Consider the following 20,943-nt stretch of genomic DNA (forward strand, 5'->3'; position numbering starts at 1 on the left):
TGGGCGAAGCTGTGGGCGTCTTCTGCTAACTTGAACGGGTCAATCTGCACATTGAAGCGTCAACGCCATTCGCTATCGCAGAACGCGTTCTGAAACGGTGCGACACGGCCGTGATGCCTGGATGAACGGCAAGCCACGCTTCCGCCGTTGCCATCTCGCGGTCGGGCAACAACCCCACGATGCTCCGCCTCTCTAGATCACAGACTATGCTGCCGTAGCGGCAGCTGCGACGCCAGGCCCAGTCACAGATGCCAATGACATTCAGCGTTTCCGTTGGAGCGCGCGTGCGCCGACGGACGACGCGGAGCAACCCTTGAAGCGCAGTTTGGAGCACCCCTGCACCTTGCAACAACAAGGGTGTTTCACTGAGCGAAAAGGACGAACGTCACCCCAAAGGTATTTCGAAAATTAGAGAAGATCTGGGTGACCTGGCTGGAGGCTAGGGCGCGAGCGATTTCCAGCGTTCTGAGGCTTGCAATCCGCCAATCTTCGGGACGCGCTGGCGTCTTGCCGGGTTCCGGATTTCGTCGGGGGGCACCTGGAAATAACGATCACTTTCTCAACCGAGATCGGCCAGCTCGTACCCTTCGATATCTTCATCCCGGAAATCATCTAGGGATGATGGGATTCCCTCATTTCCCTCAACATTCTTTCAAGAATGCAAGTGAGCTCCTCGCCAGAATGATGGATTGCTGCGGAATTTCGCGTAGAGATTCGTGAAGCGGTCAATTTCGCTCCACCGGAAAAACGGAACTCAGGAGGAGATAGCGAATGCCATCCACGCGCTTTGCGCTCACTTGAAGGATTCGGCCAGCGCGGTGAAACCGAAAAGGCTCAACTGAAGCGCTGAGCCACACGAGTCCGGCGCTTATGGGGCGTTGGCGGCCGCGTCGGCGCTTTGAAACTGTGTGTCAGAGCGGTGAGTAACGAGATCGATCGCGAGATAGAATAGGCTTCAGAGCAAATGCCTGGAGTTCCGGCGTGAGGAGGGTGCAGCCGGGCACCGCTTTGTGGAGGAAGTAAAATGAAAAAGTTTATCCTGGGCACTGCGATGGCGCTCGTCATGTCGACGRCGGCTCACGCGGAAACTGTCGGCGTCTCGATGGCGAAATTCGACGACAATTTCCTGACGGTTCTGCGYAACGGCATGACCGATTATGCAAAGACACTCAGCGGTGTGACGCTGCAGGTCGAAGACGCACAGAACGAYGTTTCCAAGCAGCAGAGCCAGATCCAGAATTTCATCGCCTCCAAGGTCGATGCAATCATCGTCAACCCTGTCGATACCGATGCRACCACGGCAATGTCGAAGCTCGCGGCCGATGCCGGCATTCCGCTGGTTTACGTCAACCGTCAGCCGGTCAACGTCGACACGCTGCCGGACAAGCAGGCCTTCGTCGCTTCCAACGAGCAGGAATCCGGCACGCTGGAAACCAAGGAAATCTGCCGCATTCTCGGCGGCAAGGGCAAGGCCGTCGTGATCATGGGMGAGCTCTCCAACCAGGCTGCGCGCATGCGGACCCAGGACGTTCACGACGTCATCAAGACGGATGAATGCAAGGGCCTGGAGATCGTCGAAGAGCAGACGGCGAACTGGGACCGCACCCAGGGCGCCGACCTGATGACCAACTGGCTCTCCAGCGGCATCGAATTCGACGCCGTGATYTCCAACAACGACGAAATGGCGATTGGCGCCATCCAGGCGCTGAAGGCAGCCGGCAAGGATATGACCAAGGTTGTCGTCGGCGGYGTCGACGCCACGCAGGACGCGCTTGCCGCCATGCAGGCGGGTGATCTCGACGTCACGGTGTTCCAGGATGCCGCCGGCCAGGGCAAGGGCTCGCTCGATGCAGCGCTCAAGCTCGCCAAGGGCGAAAAGATCGACAAGAAGGTCTACATTCCCTTCCAGCTCGTGACGCCTGCCAACGTCAAGGACTTCGTCACCAAGAACTGAGGCGATGAGCAAAAGGTGCGGGCTTTGCCCGCACCTCACAGCATCAGTATGCGGTGCAGGCGACAGCCGACGTTCTCGGCGGCTACCGAGACGGCTAGACCCGACAAAACCGCGCGGCGTTGTCGTGGAGCTGCAGGCAGTTTACATCTGTTGCCAGCGCCCCCCGTCTATTCCGCTAGGGTCCAGTCGGCCGAAGGCATGGGTCAGCTCAGACAGGCAGACCGCCGAATGGTGACATAGGCGATACGTGATCAGCCTATCGACCTCCACCGGCGAGCGCCCTTGAAGCACATCCAGGTAGACGCTCGTATCCAGGAACAGAGGCCCTCCGATTGCCGGTTCGTCGGCAGCCCAAGGACGATCTTCGTCGGGGCCTGCGCTCGAGCGTCCCGACGTGCTTCTGGGGCTTTAGTGATCGCGGGATTTCAGAGAGTTCAAATCCCAAGATCGATATCCGTCGGGATGCGGCCCTTGCGGCCCACCAGACGTGCGCCAAAGTCGTCTTCGAGAGCCAGCCGTGAAAGCGCCAATTCCAGCAACTCAGTGTCAGATGTAACATGGGCACGCTTCTTGGCTGCCTCGATCAACTCCGACGGCACTCGCCCCGACAAGCGGGTATTCTTCGCCGTACCAAGGAGACCGACGGCCTTCGCTTGCTCAAGTACGAGCCTATTGCGAGTCAACGCGACTTCCGCTTCGCTTTCCGCAACAGTTCGTGGTTGGGTAGCCATAAGAATCTCCCGTGTTGAGCAGAATATAGATTGTGTTGAACAGGAAGGCGAAGTTCAATAGCAGTAGGGGTTGCGATCCAGGAGTTCGCGGCAATCCACCATGGGAATGACGACGGGGAGCGGGCACCGGACGGGTGGAGACCGACAACGATACCCGAAGGCTCTATTTTCCTGCTCTTTCCCGGTGCCCGGCACCGGTATGCCCCGCATCGCCGTACCGGATGGGTCGAGCACTGGATCGAATGCCGGGGAGGCGCCTTCAATTTCGCGTGCGACGCCGGCTCGGCGCAACCGGAACAACCAAGCAGCTCCGAGATTTCAGATTTGTTCACTTCGATCCACGCGTTGGCGCAGCCCGATACCGCGCGCAATCAGCCGCGCATCTCAACCCTTGGATTTCAGTTGGCTTTTCACTCGATTACTGACCAAAAATTATATTAAAATATTGGTCAGAAAGCGCCTGCTATCCCGAGACTCAAGCTTGAGACTATTCTTCTAGCAGGCCGTCGAAGACCTCGAGCATGGCATCGCTGATGGCCTTGCCAAGTGCGGCGGCAGTCTCCGCCAGCGCTTCCTCATTCATATCACGAGCAGCCATCGCGAAGGCCGCACCTTCGGCCGCAACGATTGCTTGCGCGCGTTGGATTGCCCAGAGCGCCAAGTCACTGCGGTTGCTGATCTCCACGGTCTCCATGTTTTCTCCTGATCTGTACGAGCGATCCCTTATAGCGGATCTGTCGGACGATGTAGTCTGAAGAGTCGTTTTAAGAATGAACCCGAGGTAGCGAAAGACAGCAGTTCGATCTGTTTGTTTCGCCTGAGGCGGCATCTACGATACCTCTCGTCGGCCGCATGCAAGGGGCGTCCGCTCCTTCATCACGTCAGATCTGTACTCCGTCGCACAAACTGATAGAAAGAGCGCCCGCGGAAATCGAGAAATCGTCCGCTGCCGGACGCGGTCGGCAGCGGTGGAACTAGAAAACGGTTTGCACGTTTTCCGGCCGCCAAAAGGAGCCTCAACGACATGAACATGGCCTCGAAGATTGCGAAATCCCCTGTTGTCCCGTCCATCGGCGCCCTGCTTGCAGAGGCTCGCCAGGCTCGCGGCTATTCGCTGGACGACGTCGCAGAAACTACTGGTCTGACTGTTGCGGAGGTGACAGCTCTGGAGAACGACGCGGATTTCGACGCGTCGAGGATCCGAAGAACCGCAGCCGCTCTAGGGGTTTTAGACAAGATTTGAGACGCGCGACGCGCTGACATCGTTACACAGCTACTTCAAGGAGAGTGCCTGCCGCAGCTCATTGAGTAGAGGTCGCGCTTCAATGGGAAGCCGTCCAATGCTGGTACAGCTTATAGGGACAATTAAGCGCCTGACTCAGCCCGGCTGGGACGAGTCGGCTGGCCCAAATCAATTTGCCGAGCGCCTGAAGTCATTCGTCGCAACCTTGCTTTTTAGAGACGCTCGCGCGTCACCTTGCCGAGCGCAGTTTACCGGGTCATTGAGCACTAAACCGGGAGTGCGCTGGTCCTGTTCGATGGACGCGGGCAGCGGTTTGATCTTTGACGGGTCAGAAGTTCATATCGTCTCAAGAGCCCCATCGTCGCCTTGGGCAAATAAGATTTGGATGACGAACCTTATCGCTTGAAGACGACGATTTTCTCCGCCGTCATCTCCCGCGCCGATATCGCTACCGTTGCCGACCAAAGAATCTTTTTGGGATGATGTCGGTTCCTCGATAACTCGTCCGTCTTTCAATCATGACGACTGCTAGACCCCTCACACCAAATCATGAAAGGGACTGAAATGGCCAAGAACACGATCTGCCTTTGGTTCGAGAAAGATGCCGAGGAAGCTGCAAACTTTTATGCGCAGACTTTCCCTGATAGCGCTGTCGGAGCCATTATTCGAGCACCCGGCGATTATCCGGATGGAAAAGTCGGCAACGTTTTGGTTGTCGAATTTACGGTTGCCGGTGTCTCTTGCGTCGGATTGAACGGCGGCTCAACCTTCAAACACAGTGAAGCATTCTCATTCCAGATTTCGACAGAAAACCAGGAGGAAACCGACCGATATTGGAACGCCATCGTTGGAAATGGCGGACGGGAAAGCGAATGCGGGTGGTGCAAGGACCGTTGGGGAATCTCGTGGCAGATCACGCCGCGCGTTTTGATGGATGCCATGAGAACTGGTGGGATTGAAGCAAAAAGAGCCTTCGACGCGATGATGAAGATGCAGAAGATCGACGTCGCGGCAATTGAAGCGGCCGTTCGAGGATAGCGTCGTCGGCAACTTGGCCGCCCACTCTACCGCCAACGTTTCAAGGCGCAATAGCCAGTGTCGGCAACCCGTCTGCCAACCAACGAGGACATTGAAGCAAAGGCGAGAAAACAGCTCTCTCAATGTTTCAGGAACGGAGGTAAAACGCGTACGCTTTCAGCCAGATCCTGATAGCTTGCATATCGCGCGTGCATTTCGTCGAGCTCGAGCATGGTCAAGGCGGATACCATCGACCGGCGATACCAAGCGTTGCCAGCGCGAATGCGGTCAAAGCGCTGGACAAGCAATACGTCCTTCCCCGACGCTCGGACGATCTTTACAGGCGATACATTCAGACCTGAAAGCGCGGCCAGGCGCATGGCAATGTATTCGCCCTTCACCACGCTATACGTGTCAGAGCTGCTCGAGAATTTTGCGATGAATTTGCGCGCCTTCGCGTAGTGCTGAACGAGCACGCGGCTGGGGCGTGCCCGTGCCTGGGAGCAACGACGTTATCTATGTCTGGTTCGATGCTCTGGCGAACTATCTCAGAAGGCTCGATTACGGTTCCGACGAAACCCTGTTCTGGCGAAACTGGGCACAGCAAGGCGAGCCCTCCCACTTTGTCGGCAAGGAAATTTCCAAGTTTCACGCGATTTAATGGCCAGCGATACTCCTGTCTGCCGAAGTGCTGCTCCCGTCATCGATCTTCGTTCATGGCTACCTAACGGTAGACGGCGAAAGATCGGAAAATCGGCGGGCAACGGCATCGATGGGCCTCGTGGAGTACTATCAGACCAAGGACGCACTGCACTATTACCTGCTTCGCAATATGGGCCTGAACAATCGCGCTGAGAATTCTCATGTGCCACCTCGAAAACGAGAACGGATGATGCATGGATTTCGATCTGCCGGCGGCTTTCAACGTTTCATCTCGGTCTTTTCAGCAACCAGAACTATTTCGTCCCGTCTCACCAGAAACGCTCAGCCCTCGGCACCCATAGTCATCGCATCAGCGCATTGGAAAGTCGTGACCGGCGCAACTGCGTAAATTCATCGGCAAACGCTTTGTCGGCGATTAAGCGAACAACGTGACATAGCCCTTCGAACACAGGCGCCGTCCCTGGCTAGCTTGTCGAGCAGATAGCCGTCAGTGACAGCCGTACGACGAGATCACGGCTCGCCGAGGTTGGCTCAGTCAACATTATAAGCCTTCAGACTGTTCCAGCAGGTGTCCCGCCGGCCGCAATGATCGCCTCCGGCGTGTCGACGTCGATCTGCGCTGCATCACCAATCTCGACGTCTGTCACCGCCAGCCCGGAGGTTTCGATCAGATGGCGGGCGCCCACATCTCCCTCCAGGCGGAGAACGGCATCGTTCAGCGCCCGCGGCAGGATGACCGGATTTCCGCGCTTGCCTTGCGATACGGCGCGAACAATAGATGCGCCATTGGCGTCGCGAAACGCGGTGATCATTCTGTTCAAATCGTCTGTGGTCACGCCCGGCATGTCAGCGAGCATGACGAGAACGCCCTCCGTGTCGTCGGCCGCGGCAGCGGCAAAGCCCGTCGTAAGCGAACTTGCCATGCCCGCCGGGTAGGCCGGATTTGCGATGATCGTCACCGGGAGATCGACCAGGACCTTGCGGATGTCATCTTGGCGATGGCCGACGACAACCGTGACCGATGCGGCATCGCTGCCCATCGCGATCAGGGCTGACCGGCGAACAAGCGGCATGCCGTCAAAAGCAGCCAGCAGCTTGTGACCTCCGTTCGGGCCCATGCGCGTTGCCATTCCTGCCGCCAGCAGGACGATTGCGACCTTTGGCTGCAATGACGTCTCCTTCAAGGTCTCACGCGGCATCGACCCTGTCTGGATTTCCATTAGCAGTCCACCCACGCCCATGCGACCAATATCGTACCCGTTGGGATGTTCCCCTGCTAGAATCCGCTCCGGCAGTCGATCGAAGCCATTCCGTTTTGGGCCGCGGGCGTAGCCCCGGATCCCCGACGGCATAACAGGTACCGATCTCGCCGAAAAACCATGAGGTTTCCCGGATCCATCGGGATGTCGACGCGCAGGACTGCGGGAATGAAATCGCCATGCACCGACGACGATGATCAGTCGCGGGCTTCATCGGCAATGGGCGGCGGCATCTCTCCGAATGGTATCGCCGATGCGGGCTGCCGTCACCTTGACGAAGGCCTGCCCGCTCCAGCTACACAAGGTCGCCTTGGCATAGTACATGCCGCTTCGAACGGGCTTCTTCCGTAGGTCGTAGCGCATGAGGCGACCAGCCAGCGTCGTCGGCAAGAACTGAGGGCGTTTCATTGCGGCCCATCCCAGGAGAGCGAAGGGCGGCGCGAGTGAAGCGCCTGGATGACCTGAGCCAATATGGCCACGGCGATCTCGGCGGGGTTGGACGCACCTATATCAAGCCCGATCGGAGCGTGGATGGTTGAAAGTGCATCGGCGCCAAAGCCGTCCGCGGCAAGGCGTTCGGTCCGCGCGGCGTGGGTCTTTTGACTGCCGAGTGCGCCAATGTAGAAGCAGCCGGTGCGCAATGCCGCGGCCAGGGGAAAATCATCGATCTTCGGATCGTGGGTGAGCGCGACCAAGGCGGTGTAACGGTCGAGCGGATCGGCCGTAAGCGCATCGGCAGGCCAATCGGCGGACAGCAGCACGTCAGGAAAGCGATCCCGCGTCGCAAAGGCCGTGCGAGGGTCTATGACCCGCACATCGAAGCCAGCGAGCCTTGCCATCTGCGTCAGACATTGGCTGATATGGACGGCGCCGATGATGGCAATACGCGGGGCGGGCATGTAAACGTTGACGAAGCCGCTTGCGGAAGCGCTGTCGAAGGCTATAGAGCGGCCGGACCGAAAGGCACGTTCGACGAGTGCGACAAACGGTTCCTCGATCGGGTCACCTTCCAGGATGACATGCTCCTCGTCGGCATGATGATCGGTCAGAAGCACTGCGGCAACACGTTTTCGACGCGCGGCGTTCAGGCTTTGCAGACTGTTGAGGCGCATCAGCCGATCCTTTCGACATAGACGCGGATGCGCCCGCCGCAGGACAAGCCGACTCGCCAGGCAGTTTCGTCCGCGACACCGAATTCCAGCATCTGCGCCTTGCCGTCGGCAATCACATCGATGGCCGCCGTGATCACCGCACCTTCGATGCAGCCGCCGGAGACCGAGCCTTCGAAATTGCCATCAGCGTCGACCACTAGATGGCTGCCCGCCAAACACGGCGCCGAACCCCAGGTTTCGATCACGGTCGCAATCGAAACATCACGACCAGCTGCTATCCATTCTTCGGCAGCAAAAAGGGGGTCGGTTGCGTATATTGCGGTTGTCATTTCGGCCCTCAGGTCAATGGTCGTTTAGTCCTGCAAAGATCTTGGCGATATCCGTCTCTTTGACGCTATCTCCGACATACCAGCTCAAAGTGTCGTAGAATCCGAGAAAGGACCCCTTCGTTTTTGCAAGAAGCGCCGTAGCTTCTGCACTTGAGATCGAAAGCCTGGCGACGAAGAAACTGACAAGAACAGCCTCAGCCCTAGGGTGGGCAAAGACGAGGGCTGTTGGAGAATTGGGCGAAATCAGTGGCAACACAGGAGCGGGCAACTTACATGGCAGAGTAACTGACAAGCGGATATCGCGCGAGGATGCCGCAGCTTCGATCACGAAAGCCTCCGCATCGAGAACCCAAGCGGAGCGTGCCGTATCGAAATAGCGGAAATCGCGCTGCCTCAGCGTCAAGCTCACCGTCTTCGTCTCGCCAGGCTGCAGATGCAGCTTGGTGAAGGACTTGAGCTCGCGGATTGGCCGCTTCAGGCCGGGCGCAAGCGGGCGCACATAAAGCTGGACCACTTCCTTGCCGGCGACCGAGCCGCTGTTACGGACAGTGACACGCACCGTGCAACTCGTATCCGCGCCGATCTCGCTCTTGTCGAGCTCCATATTCTCATACGTGAACGAGGTGTAGCTGAGCCCGTGCCCGAACGGGAAAGCGGGGACGATTTCTTTTAAATCATAGAACCGATACCCGACGAAAATACCCTCGCTATAGACATGCCGCCCGTGCTCGCCCGGGTAGGTGTGCCATCCTGGGATATCGTTCACGCGCGCGGGCATGCTGGCGGAGAGTTTACCGCAAGGGTTCTGCTCGCCGAACAGAATACGGGCGATCGCTTCGCCGCCGCCCTGCCCGGCATAGAAGCTGGCAAGCACGGCATCAACATCGTGGAGCCACGGCATCTCGACAGTATCCGGCATCGACAGCACGACGACGATCTTGCGACCGGCTGACGCCAGTGCCTTGATGAGGGCGTCGTGGCTGGCGGCGAGCTTCAGTGTGTCGCGGTCATTGCCTTCGCCGTGGCGGCTCTTCTCGTTTTCCGCGAACACCACAACGACATCGGCGTGTGACGCAGCCTCAACGGTCGCCTCGATCGAGGCCAACAGGTCCCCCTGCGCGGCGCAGGAGAAGGGCTGATGCCGCACCGTCAAGGTGTCTCCCGCCCGCTTGGCGATCTGCGCCAAGGGACTGTCGACGCGATAAGGATTGGTGGTGGCCGAGCCGGAGCCCTGGATGACCGGAATGACAGCGCCATCGCCGACGATGAGAAGCTCGCCCGGGCGGCCGGGATCAAGTGGCAGCGCCTTGCCTACGTTGCGCAGCAGCACGATCGATTCCGCCGCGATTTCGCGTGACAGCGCATGGTGCGCGTCGAGATCCGCCGCCGTGCCGCGCTCCTCGTGCATCTTGCACTTGATCACGAACGCCAGAACCCTGGCGCAGGCGGCATCGATCAACTCAGTCGGCACGTCGCCGGCTTCGATCGCGGCGCGAAGGCGCGCCTTGCGCGGCTGGCTTTCCGGCATGTCGAGTTCGGTGCCGGCATTGAGCGCGGCGCCACGATCCTTGATCGCATGCCAGTCGGAGACGACCAGCCCGTCATAACCCCATTCCTCGCGCAGCACGGTGCGGAGCAGCCAATGATGCTCGGCTGCCTGGATGCCGTTCAGCGGATTGTAGGCGCTCATCACGGTCCATGGCGCGCTCCTTTCGATTGCCCGCTCGAAGCCCGCCAGATAGATTTCGCGCAGGGCCCGCTCGTCGACATCGGAACTGGTCGTGGTTCGCTCGATTTCCGAATTGTTGCAGGCGAAATGCTTCAGCGAGGCGCCGACGCCATGATCCTGCAGGCCTGAGATGACAGCAGCAGAGAGTTCACCACTGATGACGGGATCCTCGGAATAATATTCGTAGGCCCGCCCAGCCAATGGCGTGCGCCGGATGTTGATGCCGGGGCCGAGTAGCAGATGAACGCCGAAATCCTGGCACTCGGCCGCAAGTGCCGCCCCCATGCGGTAGGCAAGATCGATATCCCAGGAACAGCCGAGCAGATTGCCGTTTGGAAAGCATGTGGCCGGGCGGGTGGCGCCGAACATGCCGCCTGGCCCATCGCCCAGTTGCCCGACGAGATCGAGGAATGCCTGGAGACTGTCTTCGTCGTTGTCGCCGGCGTCGATCTGGGTGGTCGAATAGCGCACGCCATACGCACCATCAGTCATGACGACCGAAGGGATGCCGAGCCTTTCGATCGATGCCGTTTTCCACAGCCCGCGTCCGCTCAGTAGAGCGACCTTTTCGCCGACGGTCATTTGGCCAACGAGCGATGGGATTTCGTCTTCGCTGAGCTGGAACATGGGTAGTCTCCGAGGTTACGGCAGGCGTCGGCTCAGCAGATTTTCTGAAGGAGTTCCATTAGCATCATGCGCTCGGCAACCGTCAGGTTACTCAGTGTTTCCTGCGAAATCTGCAGTGCGACCGACAGGTTGCGAGCCACCGTCGCCTCGCCGTCCGGCGTCAGCGTCAGCACCAGCCGCCGTGCGTCGGTTGCGTCGGGTGCTGTGTGAACCAGCCCGCGCTTCACCAGTCGATCGACGACCCCCTTGATTGTCGCCATGTCCATGGCGGTTTCGCGGCCGAGATTGCCCTGCGAACAGGGCTGCAGTTCGTTGAGCTTGACCAGCGCTGCCCATTGGGTCGTGGTCAGTTTCTCCGCCATCAGGCTCGCAAAAATCGCCACGTGCCGCTGGTTTGCCTGCCGCAGATAGAAGCCGATCTGTTCGCCAAGCGCATACTCGGCCTGCTGGCCTTGAACCTTAGGCACTGCCGCCTTCCTGCGGCCGCCTTTGTCTTTGAAGGGAACATCCATCGGATCTCTCAAATCTGCCTGTTCGTTCGTGATTGGCAATCGCATTGTCGAACTCAGTCTCGCCATAAATCTAGGATGGCTTCTGTCGATAAGATTTCGATCTGCTCCGAAAGCCTCGGCACCAAGATCTCGGTTACCATGGCGTGCGCTTTCATGTCACCGCTTCCCAGCGCATCCTCGGCCAGGATGACCCGGTAGCCGGCGTCCACTGCATCGAGAACGCTCGCGTAGACGCAGACGTCTGTTTCGACGCCTGAGAAAATCAGAGTGTCCGTTCCCGAGTTCTGCAAGCGGCCGGCGAAACCAGGCGAACCGAAGACGGAATAGGTTTCTTTGTCGACGATGGAGCCAGGACCGGCGATCGCCGCCAGCGGCGCGACCAGATCCAGCACGGTCGCGTCGAGCTCATCCAGCGTCACCGATGACCAGCGGCGATAGTAGTTCTTCCAGCGGCCTTTTGCATCTTCCGCGTTCTGCGGAACCACAAATCGGACAAAGATCGTGTCGAACGGGCGCGCTTGGCTGAGCGCCAGCACGTTCGGAAGAATGTCGGCGATTGCTGGTGTATGCCACGCCGTTTCCTCGGCAAACAGACGTTGCATGTCGATGACGACATGCAACGTATTCTTGGAGAGCGGCGCGGTTGCCATGATCAGTCGGCCACCGAGACGGTGTGTTCCGGGGCCCAGCTCAGGGTGATGCTGTCTCCATCGCTCAGAATCTTCCCATCGCGGTTCTGCGCAAACAGCTTCAGCGGCAGGCCATCGGCAGTCTCTAGCAGATAGGAAAGCACGGGACCTGCATAGATGACCGTGGTGATGCGTGCCGTTAGGCTATTGCCGTCCGTCGGACCAGATACGATCGACATCTTTTCCGGACGAACCGCAAGCGTAATTTTGGATCCGCTTGATGGCAACGTCCCGGTGGTCCGGACGACCGTCCCATCGGCCAGACGCACGGCTCCATTATCCACCGTCCCGGTGAGGAAGTTGGAATCGCCGAGGAATTCCGCCGCAAAGCGCGTCAGTGGCCGTTCGTAGACGGTTTCCGGCTCGCCGATCTGGACGATGCGGCCCTTGTCGAGGATGGCCACCTTGTCGGACAGCGTCAGCGCTTCTTCCTGGTCGTGGGTAACGAAGATCGTCGTCAGGCCGCTTTCACGCTGGATGCGAAGCAGTTCGACCTGCATCTCCTGGCGAAGGCGGCGATCGAGCGCCGACAGCGGCTCGTCGAGAAGAAGTACGCTCGGCTTGATGACGATGGCGCGGGCCAGTGCGACGCGCTGCTGCTGACCCCCGGACAGTTGCTTGGGCGTGCGGTCGCCGAAGCCGGGAAGACGGACCATCTCAAGAGCCCGATCAACTTCCTTGCGCGCGGCGGCGCCCTTGATGCCTCGACGTTCGAGACCGAAGGCGACGTTCTGGGCGATCGTCATGTGCGGGAAAAGTGCGTAGGACTGGAACATCATGCCAATGTTGCGGCCCCAGACAGGGATGTCGGTGACATCGTTGTTGCCGATCCTGACGATACCCTGGTCCGGCTTGATGAAGCCCGCGATGATGCGCAGAAGCGTGGTCTTGCCGGAACCGGATGGGCCGAGAAGGCTGGTGAAGGAGCCTTCGGGAAACTCGGTGGTGATATCCGACAGGACGGGCGTGGTGCCGTAGGTCTTGGCGACGGAATTGACTTTAACGTTTGTCACGAGTGTCTCCAGGCTTGGCGAAACGCGCAAAAATCAGGATGATCGTCATCGAGCCGAGCAGAAGTACGGTCGAGATCGCGTTGATTTCGGGGGTGAAGCCCTTGCGGATCGAGGAGTAGATTTGCACCGGCAGCGTGGTGTAGCCGGGCGTTGCGAGAAAGTAGGAAATCACGAACTGGTCGAGCGAAACTGCGAAGGCAAACAGCGCGGCGCCGAGGATGCTCGGATAGAGCAGTGGCAACGTCACCGAGAAAAAGGCGTGAACCGGCGTGGAGCCGAGGCTCATGGCTGCTTCTTCCAGATCGGCACGAATAGTACGGAAGCCGGTCCCGACCACCAGAACCACATAGGGGATTGCGAGTGCGACGTGGCCGATCAGCAGGGCATGCATGCCACGCCCGATGCCGCTCCAGTAAAAGAAGATCAGCATCGCCGTGCCGGTAATCAGCCACGGAATGGCAATCGGCGGCAGTAGCATTAGCTGCAGCAGGCTCTTGCCGCGGAATGTCCGTCGCGACAGCGCCACCGAAGCCATGGTCCCAAGCGCCGTCGCCAGCACTGCCGTGATCGTGGCGATGACGATGCTGTTCAGGCCAGCCGTCAGAAGCACGGTGTTGCTCGACAGAGCCTGATACCATTGCAACGAGAAGCTGAAGGGCAGTTCATAGAGCGGCGATGCGTTGAACCCCATTGCCATCATCACGAGAATGGGCGTGTAGAGGAAGATAAGGATCGCAATGAGATAGATACGGCCAAGCGGTTTCATGATCCTCTCCTCAAGCTACCGTGCCACGGCGCAGAGCGCCGGAGAAGGTTGCGAAAATGGCGAGCACGACGGCCAGAAGCGTAAAGGACAAAGATGCGCCTAGCGGCCAGTTGAAGGCCTGCGTGAACTGGTCTTCGATCACCGTTCCCATGGTGACGCCGACACGTCCGCCCAGGATGCGCGGTTCCATGAAAGAGCCGATCACCGGAATGAAGATCAGGACGGAGCCAGAAATCAGGCCGGGTGCGGCGAGCGGCACCAAAATCTTGAACAAAATGGTCCACCAGCGCGCGCCGAGACTCGATGCAGCCTCAATGATCGCGTCGTCGATAGCCACAAGCGCGATGTAGCAAGTCAGGATCATGTAGGGCAGATAGCCGTGGACAAGACCGACCACGATGGCATAGCGCGTATAAAGAAAACCGATCGATCCGGCATCGGGCGCGATCATATGCAGGAGATTGTCAAGGAAGCCGTTTTCCCGGAGTACCATGGTCCACGAAAAGACGCGCACAAGACCGTTGGTCCAGAATGGCAGGAGGATGAGGATCAACAACATCTCACGCGTCTTGCCGAAGGTCGAGCGGACCAAAGCCACAGCCGCCAGGAAACCAAGCACTGCGCAGAACAGCGTCGTCCAGAAGCCGATCAGCAGCGACGTGATGCCGATCCCGACCAGATAGGGTTGGTCGATGAACGCGCGGTACTGCTTCAGCGTAAAGACGATCGGGGCCTTGCCCATCGGTGTCGCGGACATGAAGCTGAACACGAGCATGGTCAGCAGCGGCAGGAAAACGGCAAGTGTCAGCCATCCATAGGTCGGCAGCAGCAGTGCCGTCGTCGATATCCATGGGGGGAGCGGGCGCCGGCTGCGCGGACCCGAAGGTCCGCGCTCTGACGCTGAAATCACTCGATCATTCTGCATAGAAGGCTTTCACTTCCTGCCAGATATTGTTGAAGGCTTCACGGCGGTCGTCGGGAATGCCCGAGACAAAGGACGTCGTCTTTAAGTACTCGGTCTTGTGCACCAAACGCGTGAGATCGTCGGCGGGGAGTGCCGAAAGGGCTGCCGAATTCGACGAGGCGGGCGCCCCTATCTTGGTTGCCCACTCTACATAAAATGTCGGATCGATCATCCAGTTGATGAAGGCAAGAGCACCTTCTGGATTCGGCGCCGATGACGGAATCCCGAGACCATCGACCCAACCGACGCCGCCTTCCTTAGGCACTACGAACTGAACCGGAAGTTTGGAAACGCGCTTGGAGCGTACTGAACCGCCCGACCAGAACAGCGACAGGTCGAATTCCTTGGCGGCGAACGACTTGTTCCACTGGTCTTCCGTCGACCACAGCAACTTGACGTTCGGCTTGATGGACTTCAGCGCGGCCGTGACAGCAGCCAGATCCTTGGGATCGTTGATGTCCTGCCCGCTCATCAGCGCGCCGACACCGACATTGATGATGGCGTCGTCGTCCATGGCAACACGACCCTTATAGGCCGGGTCTGCGAGGACCGCATAACTGTCGGGAACGGTCATGCCTTCACGGATGGCAAGCGAGGTCATGCCCCAGACCCAAGGAACGGCATAGCCCTTGCCGTCCTTGCTGAAGTTCGGGTTGGCGCGGAGGGTCTCATCGACCGTTGAGGCGTTTGGAACCTTGCTGAAATCGATCGGCTGCAGCAGGTCTTCGGCAACCGCCTGAGCGCAACGCGCAGCGTTGAGGATAACGAGATCATAAGCCCCCGGATTGGTGCGCAGCTTGGTGAGCATTTCCGATTCCGAGCTATAGTAGTCGTGAACGACCGTGATGCCGGTCTTTGCCGCGAAAGCCTCGACAGACCATTTTTCGTCCGTTCCGTAGCCTTGCCAGTTCAGGACCGTGATGGTGCCCGCCGAAAAAGCCTTGCGCGGGAGGCTAGAGAAGCTGACGCCAGCGACAAGCGCCGCGGACATTAATTTCATCGTGTTGCGTCTGGTGAGTTCAGTCATTGTGGCACCCCTCTTGAACATACACAGTTATGGACGATCGTGACCGCGGTCAGCGACCTCAACGGATCGGCAAGGCCGAAAACAGAAGACATGCAATGCACATCAACTAATTTGTGTACCAACTATAACCAGAGGAGATCGAAGGCTCGAGGCGCATGATTTCCAGGCGAGCAAAAGCCTGCGCCGCAAAGAGCGGAACATGACTTCATAACCGAGATATCGGTGCCGTACTTCGATAATGACCCACCTAAATCATTCGATTGTCGGTAGACCTTTAGTTCAAACCCTCTGATCTTTGAAATCAGTCTTTTTGTTTTTTTATTTGCATACAAACTATTAATGACGAATTGACAGGTGTCAAGCGCTACCTTGCGTCTGCAGCGGAAAAATAGATGTCGAGTCGGCGGTCCTGCGCGCTTTCAGCAATCGTGAGGCGTATGCCGTCGGCGCTTGCAACATAGCCGATCCCCCGCCCATCAAGACGAACAGCAAGGACATCGCCGATATCCAACCGAGGCAGATCGATGTAGCCAGCTGCGGCAACAGGCGCAATGGTGCAGGCCAGTCGTCCATCGCTCATGACGATGCGCGAAAGCGTCGTTTGCAGGTCCGTCCGCAATATTACGCGGCCATTGAGCGTCATCGACAAAACAGCGGCCTCGACCTGCAGATGCAAAGTCCCCGATGGCGACAACATTGGCCCGAGCGCCAGGTCGCGGCCGGTGTTGCGCACTGTCCAGCCCGTCCACGGATCAAATTCGACGATTTCGCCGGTTGCCATCAATGGCAGCATGGCGGCCCAGATGTAGAACGGGTCGGTGTCACCCTGGTCCAGTGCCTCGCCCGTCACGGCGTTGTAGTTTTCGGAGGCGATGCGATCCTCGCGCCAGTTCTTCATGAACAGGTCGTAGCTCTGGCCGGCGAGCTTGCTCGCTTCGGCCGTGAAGCCGTAGCGACGCAGGCCGAGCCAGACCATGTAGTTGACATTCGGCCAGATGCGGCCGCGCCAGTAGACGTTGTCGGCGAAGGCCGGATCGTCACGCGTCGCGTTCGGCAGCACGAAGTCCCCGCCGAAAGTGGTCTCGTCGCTCAGATGTTTAAGCAGACGCGCCGCCTGAGCCGGCGTCGCGGCGCCGCAAAGCAGCGGATAGAAGCTGGTCGGAGACAGTGATCGGACAAAACCACCGCGCCGCTGTCGATTGGCAAAGATGCCGCGACTTTCATCCCAGAGCGTTTCCGAGATCAGCGTCCGGTGGCGTTCGGCCAATGCGGCGAATTGGCGGGCATCATCATGCTTGCCGAGCACGACTGCCATATTTGAGAGCATTTCGGCATCGAGAGCGGCCGCGCAGTTGAGGCCGAGGTCGAAGGTCGAGAGCGTCCGGGTGACGGGATCGTAGATCGCTTCGTCATGCGTCGCGGAGTTGTCCATGCCGGTCTCGTTGCGCGCGCCGAAGGCAGTGCCCTTGTACAGGCCCTCACCCACATCAGAGGTGCCGCAGGACAGCAGGCCGAAACCATCGGGATCGCGATTGTCCTGCCACCAGCGCCTATTGCGCGCCAGCGCGTCGTAGCTTGCCTGGATCATCGACCGTTCGCCGGTCCGCTGGTAGAGCTGCCAGACGACGAGCGCGCCGAACGGCAGCTGGGTGCGATCGACCCAGACATCGTTGGAGGTGACGATGCAGGCGATATTGCCCTGCGGCGTTGCGCCGGCCATGGCGGTCGCCATGTTTTCGCGCGCCAGATCGGCGTCGAACACGCCGGCGAGAAGGGCCGCGAAAATCTGGTCGTTGAACCAGACGGCAAATTTCCCGAGATTCCAAATCCGCGTCACCGCCGTATAGGGCCGCGCGTTGGTCTCGTCCCAGATGGTGTTCCAGGCGACCACGTCGCGCATTGCGTCGAGGGCGCCCTCGAACAGGCCGGTCTGCGCCACGGCGAGCTCAGCCGGCGCCCCGGCCGCAAGGCAGGCCTTCGCCTTTGCGATCGCGAGCTCGGCGCTGTCGGCGACGCCCGCCGCATAGGCGCCCTGGCGCATCATCTCAAGATTGAAGCGCAGGGCGATCACCGGCGCTTCGTTTTTGCGCGTGGCGGTGTAGAAATAGCCGTTCTCCTCGAAGTCCGCCCGCAGCGCGTCGATCGTGTCGTGGCCGGTGACGTGCACCGGCGCCTCGGCGGTCGCGACCGCCACGAATCGCGTGCCTACCTTCAGCAGCGTAATGTTGCGTGCCGCATCATGGACCGCCACCTCACCGCCATCGGAGGAGATCGCCAGCGTCACCCAAAATCGCAGCCCCCATTCGGCCGACACCTTGCCGGTCCACCTGCCGCGTACGGCGAAGGGGTCGGTCTTGGTCGTCGAAAACGAGACCGTCGTACCGCTGAGGTCTGTCTCCAGCTCGATCAACGAGCCGTCAATGGTGTGACGGCCGAGGCGAACGGCGTCGCGCCGCGGCTCTATCGCGGAGGTCGTCCTGCTACGCGTTGAATACAGAACCGGCGTGATCCGCACGCCGAGCGGCAGGAAGACCATTTCGGCCGGCCGGCTTGACCAGCTGTTCCAGGCACGCATCAGGGGGATTGTCGAATGTTGTAGCATGGCTCTGTAACTTCCGGTCAGTGTGTCAGCGGAATAAGTTTCGGTACTGCGGACAGGCCGCTCTTGTCGGCCGTATCGCCGAGATAAGGCGTGTTGGCGTAATATCGGTTTGCCGCCGTGTTGGCGACGCGCAACTCGAGCGAATGGACGCCAGGACGCAACCGGCCGAGCGCAAAACGATAGGGCCGCCAGCCCCGCCGATCGATCTGCCGGCCGTCCAGGCTGGCGGCGACCACGGTCGCGACGTCAGGCAACTCGAGAAACCAGTCGGCCTCGTCGCCGATCTCCAGCGCCAGCCGGTAGATCCCGGTGCCGGACAAATCGGCAAATCCCTGCGTCTCCCATCCGGTCTCGACCGAAATCGGCACGAATGCTGCATTGGCCGCCGGCGCAAAACTCCAACCATCGACAAGTGAGACGGCGCGCGCGAGGTCAAGCGCTGGCTGGTTCAAGAGATGGCCATCGCCTGCGCCCCCATGCGTTGTCTGACGCAGGCGGAGGCAGCGCGCTTCCTGCGCTTCGAGCGTGACGGTCAATTGACTGAAGGCAGCGGCCTCCTCGATCTTGCCTGTCGTGGCGGACCAGACTTCGCAGTCGAAACCGTCATTGAAGAAAATCTCACTTTCCAGCGCGGCTGCCCCATCGTTGAAGAGAACGATCCGCCACCAGCCATTGTCCTCGTATCCGGCCCATTGCCAGAGCCGGTCCGCGGGATGGCCGGTGATGACAGGACCGGACGGCGGAAGCCCTGCCAGCAGCGCGTCGATATCGCTGCCGCCGGGCATCCGATCGATATGCGTCGACGCCACCGCAGCCACAGGATCCGTGGCATCGCAAACGGTCGACAGGCGATCTCCGGAGGACCACACGACCCCGCCAGCGGCGCGGAAGGTCTCCAGTGGCTGCACCGTTTTTTTCGTCTCCAGCACGGTCACCGATGGCAGGATCAGGGCATCGAAGACCAGCCCCGAGACCAGCATCTGGCCGTCCTCGATCCTCGCCTTGGCCAGATCGGCCTCGCTGACGAACATGAAGTCGCAGCGCCTGGCCAGAAGCCCTTCGCACCATGCACCGATGTGAGTGGCATGGCCGTGGCGTGGGCCTTCTGCGAAGGCGGTATGAAGTGGATAGAGGATTGCGACCGGGGTGCGGGGTGTGGCCGGCTCGATGAAGGCTGAGATACGCGCGGTCTCCTGCGAAAACAGGTCATGATAGCCCCACCAGGGCTCAAAGTTGATGCCCGGCGCGAAATCGAAACGCGGATTGGTAAAGGGCGTCGGATCGTTGTCGCGCCCATCCGTCTGGTAGACGCCGTGCCATAGAAACTGGCGAGTGCCGAGGCAATAAAGCCGGATTGCCTGCGCCCGCATCGTCTCCAGCGTCAGTTCCCATTGCCCGGCGGCGCGCACCGGCGTTCGCTCGGCACTGGCATAGGTTTCGACGACACAGCGGCTGCGGCCATTCGAGCGGGCAACGGAATCGCCGAGCTTGGGCGCCAGCTGTGCGACGAAATTGTTGGAGTCGACCGTCGTCTCATGCCTGTAGGCATCGATGCCGAAGAAATCCACGGCAAGCGCGACCCTGGGGTCAATGCTGGTGAAGCCCCCGTTCAAGGCCCACGAACTGATATGCGGCAGGATTTCGTGCCCCGTGAGTGCGATGCCCTTGCGTTCGGCCCATCGACGCAGCGTGCCCGAGAAGGCATCGTTCATCAGGGCTGAATAAGCGGCATAAAATTGCGCGCGCAGCCGCAAGGTGTCAGGCCCGACATTGCGCAGCAGCGCCAGCAGCGTCTTGGCGAACGGCTGGCCCGTGTTTTGCAAAACGGCATCCGGCAGCGTCGAAGCAAATAGCAGACTGTTGCCAAGACTGCCCGAAATCTGATCCCATTTGTAAAAGCCGGCCGCCGGCTGGTCATAGAAGACCAAACCGACGGGATCAGGCACGAGATCACCAAGCGCTTCGACGAGCGGATCGAGCCCGACGTCGATAAACCGCTCCGCGGCTTCCGGCAGGAGGTAGTTGATCAGCCGGGACGTCGTGGAGCGCGCGCTGATGAATACCGTTATCGTCTGGCCGTCTTTAATCTCCCCGTCGAATGCGTAGGTGCAGGAAACACCGTCGCTTCTAACGACTGATGTCTGCGTGGTCACATCGACAATCTCGTCCAGACTGCCAACCTCGCCGGAGGAATGCAGCAGGGCCGACGCGACCATCCATTCGCACCACTCGACCCGACCGCCTTCATATTGCCACTCGAAAATGTCCGATCCCATCTTCCGAGTGAAAGGCGGATGAATGCCACTGATCTCACCCCGCGGATCTCCTGAGGACATCCAGAAAAGATGGCGCTCGCGCAGGTCGTCGCGGTCCACGACTGTCCGGCCGCCGGCGTGCCCGCTGATCCAGTTATAGTCGTCGTAGATCCCGAGCTTCAGCCCCAGCTCGGCGGCGATGCCGGCCGCGGCGCGATAGGCGACGAGGTAGGCCGGCGACAGGTAGTCGTCGCGCGACATCGCAAGCCGAGCCTGGATCAGGATCGTGCCGATCCCCTTCTGTTTGAAATCGGCAAGCTGCGCGTGGCAGACCTCCTCTGTCGGGATCGAATGCCAGAACCAGTAGGCCGACGGCCGGAACGCTGTTGTCGGGTTCTCGAATAAGTCGCGGCGATCGATGTCCTGCCCGGTTCGGATCTGCTCCAATCGT

General features: G+C 59.7%; 19 protein-coding genes and 5 pseudogenes. 6 read left to right on the plus strand and 18 right to left on the minus strand.

Annotated elements, in window-relative coordinates:
- Positions 1 to 100: 100 nt before the first annotated feature.
- Positions 101 to 310 (minus strand): annotated as a pseudogene (locus tag AC1D2N_RS28025) (ISL3 family transposase); the annotation flags it as partial.
- Positions 311 to 1,024: 714 nt separating this feature from the next.
- Here AC1D2N_RS28025 and AC1D2N_RS28030 point away from each other — a divergent pair.
- Positions 1,025 to 1,954, plus strand: a complete 930-nt coding sequence (locus tag AC1D2N_RS28030) for a sugar ABC transporter substrate-binding protein (protein WP_477982413.1) — start codon at positions 1,025 to 1,027, stop codon at positions 1,952 to 1,954.
- A gap of 177 nt (positions 1,955 to 2,131) precedes the next feature.
- Here AC1D2N_RS28030 and AC1D2N_RS28035 read toward each other — a convergent pair.
- Together AC1D2N_RS28035 and AC1D2N_RS28040 are read right to left on the minus strand one after the other, a co-directional pair.
- Positions 2,132 to 2,399 (minus strand): annotated as a pseudogene (locus AC1D2N_RS28035) (hypothetical protein); the annotation flags it as partial.
- The gene (locus AC1D2N_RS28040; protein ID WP_018245238.1) at positions 2,389 to 2,685 is read right to left on the minus strand and encodes a hypothetical protein; all 297 of its coding nucleotides are present in this window, start codon (positions 2,683 to 2,685) and stop codon (positions 2,389 to 2,391) included. The gene AC1D2N_RS28040 and the pseudogene AC1D2N_RS28035, both read right to left, overlap by 11 nt.
- Before the next feature lie 150 nt (positions 2,686 to 2,835).
- Here AC1D2N_RS28040 and AC1D2N_RS28045 point away from each other — a divergent pair, with 150 nt between their 5' ends.
- Positions 2,836 to 3,126 (plus strand): AraC family ligand binding domain-containing protein, encoded by a 291-nt coding sequence (locus AC1D2N_RS28045; RefSeq protein ID WP_280806753.1) that lies wholly within the window; start codon positions 2,836 to 2,838, stop codon positions 3,124 to 3,126.
- A gap of 46 nt (positions 3,127 to 3,172) precedes the next feature.
- Here the strand turns inward: AC1D2N_RS28045 and AC1D2N_RS28050 are convergent, their stop codons facing one another.
- Positions 3,173 to 3,379, minus strand: coding sequence for a hypothetical protein (locus AC1D2N_RS28050; protein WP_018245239.1), 207 nt, complete (start codon positions 3,377 to 3,379; stop codon positions 3,173 to 3,175).
- Between the two features lie 330 nt (positions 3,380 to 3,709).
- On the opposite strand from AC1D2N_RS28050, the gene AC1D2N_RS28055 reads away from it, so the two are divergent.
- Positions 3,710 to 3,928, plus strand: coding sequence for a helix-turn-helix domain-containing protein (locus tag AC1D2N_RS28055; protein WP_018245240.1), 219 nt, complete (start codon positions 3,710 to 3,712; stop codon positions 3,926 to 3,928).
- A 564-nt stretch (positions 3,929 to 4,492) separates the two neighbouring features.
- Positions 4,493 to 4,966, plus strand: coding sequence for a VOC family protein (locus AC1D2N_RS28060; protein ID WP_018245242.1), 474 nt, complete (start codon positions 4,493 to 4,495; stop codon positions 4,964 to 4,966).
- A 78-nt stretch (positions 4,967 to 5,044) separates the two neighbouring features.
- Here the strand turns inward: AC1D2N_RS28060 and AC1D2N_RS28065 are convergent.
- Positions 5,045 to 5,397, minus strand: a pseudogene (locus tag AC1D2N_RS28065) (HipA domain-containing protein); the annotation flags it as partial.
- A 41-nt stretch (positions 5,398 to 5,438) separates the two neighbouring features.
- On the opposite strand from AC1D2N_RS28065, the pseudogene AC1D2N_RS28070 reads away from it, so the two are divergent.
- Together AC1D2N_RS28070 and AC1D2N_RS28075 are read left to right on the plus strand one after the other, a co-directional pair.
- A pseudogene (locus tag AC1D2N_RS28070) lies at positions 5,439 to 5,729 on the plus strand (class I tRNA ligase family protein); the annotation flags it as partial.
- A gap of 51 nt (positions 5,730 to 5,780) precedes the next feature.
- Positions 5,781 to 5,996: pseudogene (locus tag AC1D2N_RS28075) on the plus strand (IS6 family transposase); the annotation flags it as partial.
- 163 nt (positions 5,997 to 6,159) lie between these two features.
- On the opposite strand, the gene AC1D2N_RS28080 reads toward AC1D2N_RS28075, so the two are convergent.
- The 13 genes from AC1D2N_RS28080 to AC1D2N_RS28140 form a co-directional block, all read right to left on the minus strand.
- Positions 6,160 to 6,777, minus strand: coding sequence for a nucleotidyltransferase family protein (locus AC1D2N_RS28080; RefSeq protein WP_026242397.1), 618 nt, complete (start codon positions 6,775 to 6,777; stop codon positions 6,160 to 6,162).
- A gap of 300 nt (positions 6,778 to 7,077) precedes the next feature.
- Positions 7,078 to 7,275, minus strand: a complete 198-nt coding sequence (locus tag AC1D2N_RS28085) for a hypothetical protein (RefSeq protein WP_018245245.1) — start codon at positions 7,273 to 7,275, stop codon at positions 7,078 to 7,080.
- Complete coding sequence (locus tag AC1D2N_RS28090; RefSeq protein WP_018245246.1) at positions 7,272 to 7,979, minus strand: XdhC family protein; 708 nt, start codon at positions 7,977 to 7,979, stop codon at positions 7,272 to 7,274. The genes AC1D2N_RS28085 and AC1D2N_RS28090 overlap by 4 nt, the downstream gene beginning before the upstream one ends.
- Positions 7,979 to 8,308: an XdhC family protein gene (locus AC1D2N_RS28095; RefSeq protein WP_018245247.1), complete on the minus strand. Its 330-nt coding sequence runs from the start codon at positions 8,306 to 8,308 to the stop codon at positions 7,979 to 7,981. The genes AC1D2N_RS28090 and AC1D2N_RS28095 overlap by 1 nt, the downstream gene beginning before the upstream one ends.
- 13 nt (positions 8,309 to 8,321) lie before the next feature.
- Positions 8,322 to 10,664 (minus strand): beta-glucosidase, encoded by a 2,343-nt coding sequence (locus AC1D2N_RS28100; protein ID WP_477982417.1) that lies wholly within the window; start codon positions 10,662 to 10,664, stop codon positions 8,322 to 8,324.
- Positions 10,665 to 10,696: 32 nt separating this feature from the next.
- Positions 10,697 to 11,176, minus strand: a complete 480-nt coding sequence (locus AC1D2N_RS28105; RefSeq protein WP_018444488.1) for a MarR family winged helix-turn-helix transcriptional regulator — start codon at positions 11,174 to 11,176, stop codon at positions 10,697 to 10,699.
- A 53-nt stretch (positions 11,177 to 11,229) separates the two neighbouring features.
- On the minus strand, positions 11,230 to 11,826 hold the full coding sequence (locus tag AC1D2N_RS28110; RefSeq protein ID WP_047620181.1) for a cysteine hydrolase family protein: 597 nt from the start codon (positions 11,824 to 11,826) through the stop codon (positions 11,230 to 11,232).
- 2 nt (positions 11,827 to 11,828) lie between these two features.
- The gene (locus tag AC1D2N_RS28115; protein ID WP_018245251.1) at positions 11,829 to 12,878 is read right to left on the minus strand and encodes an ABC transporter ATP-binding protein; all 1,050 of its coding nucleotides are present in this window, start codon (positions 12,876 to 12,878) and stop codon (positions 11,829 to 11,831) included.
- Positions 12,865 to 13,644, minus strand: coding sequence for an ABC transporter permease (locus tag AC1D2N_RS28120; protein WP_007813634.1), 780 nt, complete (start codon positions 13,642 to 13,644; stop codon positions 12,865 to 12,867). The genes AC1D2N_RS28115 and AC1D2N_RS28120 overlap by 14 nt, the downstream gene beginning before the upstream one ends.
- 10 nt (positions 13,645 to 13,654) lie before the next feature.
- Complete coding sequence (locus AC1D2N_RS28125) at positions 13,655 to 14,569, minus strand: ABC transporter permease (RefSeq protein ID WP_018245253.1); 915 nt, start codon at positions 14,567 to 14,569, stop codon at positions 13,655 to 13,657.
- Entirely contained in the window at positions 14,559 to 15,635 is a 1,077-nt protein-coding gene (locus AC1D2N_RS28130) for an ABC transporter substrate-binding protein (RefSeq protein ID WP_032981498.1), read from the minus strand. Before AC1D2N_RS28130 ends, AC1D2N_RS28125 begins: the two co-directional genes overlap by 11 nt.
- A 364-nt stretch (positions 15,636 to 15,999) precedes the next feature.
- Positions 16,000 to 18,237, minus strand: coding sequence for an MGH1-like glycoside hydrolase domain-containing protein (locus AC1D2N_RS28135; RefSeq protein WP_477982420.1), 2,238 nt, complete (start codon positions 18,235 to 18,237; stop codon positions 16,000 to 16,002).
- 17 nt (positions 18,238 to 18,254) lie between these two features.
- Positions 18,255 to 20,939 carry a carbohydrate-binding protein gene (locus AC1D2N_RS28140; protein WP_130729685.1) on the minus strand — a complete coding sequence of 895 codons (2,685 nt, stop codon included), beginning with the start codon at positions 20,937 to 20,939 and terminating at the stop codon, positions 18,255 to 18,257.
- Positions 20,940 to 20,943: the final 4 nt, after the last annotated feature.

This window comes from Rhizobium sp. P1_B8, from assembly GCF_056406515.1.